The 4,074-nt window shown below is 29.7% G+C and carries 4 protein-coding genes and 1 pseudogene; 3 read left to right on the plus strand and 2 right to left on the minus strand.

What is annotated here, in order from left to right:
- Positions 1-17: 17 nt before the first annotated feature.
- Together J7M77_RS02255 and J7M77_RS02260 are read right to left on the minus strand one after the other, a co-directional pair.
- Entirely contained in the window at positions 18-875 is an 858-nt protein-coding gene (locus tag J7M77_RS02255; protein ID WP_296875549.1) for a Cof-type HAD-IIB family hydrolase, read from the minus strand.
- 117 nt (positions 876-992) lie between these two features.
- The gene (locus J7M77_RS02260; RefSeq protein ID WP_296875550.1) at positions 993-1,901 is read right to left on the minus strand and encodes a nucleoside recognition domain-containing protein; all 909 of its coding nucleotides are present in this window, start codon (positions 1,899-1,901) and stop codon (positions 993-995) included.
- Between the two features lie 49 nt (positions 1,902-1,950).
- Between J7M77_RS02260 and hflX the strand changes: the two genes are divergently transcribed.
- From hflX to J7M77_RS02275, 3 genes and pseudogenes are all read left to right on the plus strand, one after another.
- Complete coding sequence (gene hflX, locus J7M77_RS02265) at positions 1,951-3,171, plus strand: GTPase HflX (RefSeq protein ID WP_296875551.1); 1,221 nt, start codon at positions 1,951-1,953, stop codon at positions 3,169-3,171.
- Between the two features lie 13 nt (positions 3,172-3,184).
- Positions 3,185-3,373 (plus strand): hypothetical protein, encoded by a 189-nt coding sequence (locus J7M77_RS02270; RefSeq protein WP_296875552.1) that lies wholly within the window; start codon positions 3,185-3,187, stop codon positions 3,371-3,373.
- A gap of 63 nt (positions 3,374-3,436) precedes the next feature.
- Positions 3,437-4,074: pseudogene (locus J7M77_RS02275) on the plus strand (ornithine carbamoyltransferase); the annotation flags it as partial.

The raw sequence follows: 4,074 nt of genomic DNA on the forward strand, positions 1-4,074 counted from the left end.
AAAAAACTAGCAAAATGCTAGTTCTTTAATTCAGGAATAAATTTATATAACGCTTTTGCAATACCGTCTTCATCATTAGAATCAGTTACATATTGACTAATTGCTTTTAAATCATCAACAGCATTAGCCATAGCAACACCTAAACCAGCATATTTTACCATCGAAGCATCGTTATGACCATCACCAAAAGCAATCATTTCACTTTCATGATAACCCATTGGTTTTAAAACCGTATCTAAAGCTTTGGCTTTATCAATACCTTTAGCAGTAAATTCAAAATAGAAAGGACCAGTAAACATACAGCTTAAAGTATCTTTAAATGGTTCCATCATTTCTTTATAATTTGCTTCAAGATATTCAGGATCACTAGTTGTTAAGATCTTATTGATTTCATAGTCAGCAAAAGCAGCTAGATCATCTACTTCACATAATTTATATTTACCACCACGTGATTCATATTCAAAAACATTAAATGGTTTACCATTAAAATTAATGTAGTTATCATAAACATTAGTAACATACATATATTCACCTTTATCGATCATTGGGCGAACGCGATCAAATTTTTTCATATGTTCTAATACTGCTTTACCTTCTTCAACTGTTAAAGGCTGATTGAATAATGTTTCCATTGTTTGACAGTCAACCACTTTACTACCGTTATAACATACAAATAAACCATGGTAACGATCCATTTGTAACTCTTTTCCAAAATCAACTAATCCAGTAGTTGGTCGCCCTGATGCCAAGATTAATTTAATACCCATTTTTTCGGCTTTGATCAAAGCTTCTTTAGTTTCTGGAGAAATCTTTTTTTCACTGTTAGTTAATGTTCCATCAACATCCATAATAATTACTTTATAATTGTTTTCCATTGTTTTCCACCTCGCTGCATTTATTATACTTAATCTTATTTTTAATGAGTTTGTTTTTTAATATTTAGAAAAAAAATTATAATTTTTTTATCAATTATTGGACTCTTTTTGATAAAATTATATCATTAAATAACTGTAACAAAGAATAAAAGAAACAATTCCATGATATAAACGACTAAAAAAATATTTTTTAAAACTATAATCAATACCATCTAATAAATTATCAGTTTGCATCATGACACTAAAACCACTAAAAGATAAATTAAAACAAATTAAACTATATACAAGTGGTGAGGCTTCAAATTGTAATAACTGTAAAGAACCGGAACTAAATTCTAAAACCCCTTGAATAATGGCAATAATAAAGGAATCCTTGATAAAATAGCTAAGACTATAACCAATAAATTGAAATACTAACATATATCCTAAAATAAAAATAAATGCATAACAAGAAGAAAAGATACTTTGTTTTAGAGCCGTGACAAAACTAACATGGGGCTGTTTTAGTTTGTTGATTGATTCACTAAGACTTTGAAATGAATAATGCTGTTTATATAATAAGGCTTTAAAAATACTTGGTAAAATATGGCAAAGATAAATTACTAATGGTATCTTTAATTGTAGGGATACAAATATAAAAGAAATTGAAGCAAATGAAGCAATTGATAATAGATGTTGTAATTCATCTAAATTGATATAATTTAATTCATAGGCTTCTTTGATCATTTTGACATTAGTAGGATACCCGCAAAAAAAAGAAATAAAGTATATTGAAGACATGATGGGTGATAATTTAAATAATGGTTTAAAGATAAATTGAATTAAATAGCTAAATAAGTTTAATAAGCCTAAAGATAAACATAAGGATATTAAGATCATAAATGGTAATAATGATGGTAAAAGGTTATCAATGACAATTTTAATTACGTTATTTGATAAAGAAACAATCTTAAACATATTAAAAAAAGAAAATAAAGTAATAAAGGTTACTAAGATCAAAGTAAAATAATAATTTATTTTTTTCATAAACTTTCCTTCTTGATATAGTTAAGGTAAAATATAAAAGGGTGAAAATATGAAAGCATTAATCGTTGGCGTAAAATATCATAACATGAATTATAATTTAGATAATTCACTTTTAGAACTAGTGGAGTTATGTAAAGCTTGTAATATTCAGGTAGTTAAGACCTGTAAACAAACTTTAGATAAAATCAATCCATCATTATATATTGGTTCTGGTAAAGTTCTAGAAATCAAAGAAATGTTACAAGGAATTGATATGGTTATCTTTGATGAAGAACTAACCCCATTGCAAGTTAAAAATCTTAGAGATCTTTTAGAAATCGAAGTAACTGATCGAACTGATTTAATTTTACGAATTTTTGAAATGCGCTCGAAAACAATCGAAGCTAAACTTCAAGTTGAAATCGCTAAAAACCAGTATTTATTACCACGATTAGCGGGAATGAAAGAGCATTTATATAGCCAGCAGGGTGGTTCTGGTTTTCGCGGCAGTGGTGAAAAACAGATTGAACTCGACCGTCGCCAGATCGCTAGAAAGATCATCCAAGCTAAAAATCAGCTCGCTAAAGTTGTCAAACAGCGACAAAATCAAAGACGGAAAAGAAAAAATCGAGAAATTCCCGTTATCGCATTAGTTGGTTATACTAATAGTGGTAAAAGTTCTTTATTAAATGCTTTTAGTCCTGATAAACAGGTGTTTAAAAAAGATATGTTATTTGCCACATTAGAAACAGCTACTCGTCATATTGAAATTAATAAATGTCCTTGTTTAATGAGTGATACGGTTGGTTTTATTAATCGCTTGCCACATCAGTTAGTTGATGCTTTTCGCTCTACTTTAGAAGAAGTAGTTGAAGCTGATCTACTGATCCATGTAGTTGATTCAGCTAATGAAAATTATGATCAATGTATCGAAACAACTAATCAGGTATTAAAGGAACTAGGTGTTAAGGATACGCCGATGATCTACGCTTATAATAAAATTGATTTAAATAAATACGGTTTTATTATTCCTAAGGAGCCATACGTATTTATTTCAGCTAAGGAGCATATTGGATTAGATCAGTTGGAAAAAAGTATCGGCGCTATCCTCTTTAAAGACTATGCAATCTATCAATTAATTATTCCTTATCAAGATGGTGAAGTATTTAAGTATTTACATCATCATTGTTTAGTGTTAGAATCAAAGTATTTAGAAACTGGGATTTACTTGAAAATATCTGGTCATCCAAGTTTGGTAAGTCAATATCGACAGTATCTATTAAATAGTTAAGGGGGTTTTACTGATGGATGATAAAAAATTATTTCGTTTAGATTTGTCAATTGCCGTTGAGGCTTCATCTCCTCAAGAAGCGTTTGATATTTTGGTGACAGATGAAACCTTACGACAGATTCGTGAATTAGTAATTAAATCAAAAGATAACATCCAAGAGATGTTTGCTAAAGAAGATGATAAACCGGCAATAATCAATTAGTTGATTATTGCTTCTTTTTTTGTTAGAATTAAAAATATTATTAATGCAAAGGGAGGTTTTAAAGTGAATTTACATGGACGGAGTTTTTTAACCTTAAAAGATTATACACAAGAAGAAATTAGATACTTATTAGACTTAGCTCATCAGCTAAAAAAAGAGAAAAAAGAAGGGCGTTTAGGAAATCGTCTGCAAGGAAAAAATATTGTTTTATTATTTGAAAAAACATCAACAAGAACAAGATGCGCTTTTGAAGTAGCGGGATATGATGAAGGGGCTCATGTTACTTATTTAAGCAATTCACAAATGGGGAGCAAAGAATCAATTGAAGATACGGCTAAAGTACTGGGAAGAATGTATGATGGAATTGAATTTAGAGGTTTTGAACAAAGTACGGTTGAAGCCTTGGCAACTCATTCTGGAGTACCAGTATGGAATGGTTTAACGGATGTTGATCATCCAACTCAGACATTAGCTGATTTTTTAACAATCGAAGAACATTTAGATAAGCCACTAAATGAAGTTAAATTTGTTTTTACTGGTGATATCCGTAATAATGTTTGTTATGGGTTAATGTATGGAGCAGCTAAAATGGGAATGCATTTTGTTGCTTTAGGGCCTAAAGAATTAGAAATGGATCCTGAAGTAGTAGCTTATTGTAAAGAAGAAGCTAAAAAAGCAGGTGGTAGCTTTACTATTAGCGA

Origin of the sequence: Thomasclavelia sp. (genome assembly GCF_017889095.1) — a bacterium.
GTDB lineage: Bacteria > Bacillota_I > Bacilli_A > Erysipelotrichales > Coprobacillaceae > Thomasclavelia.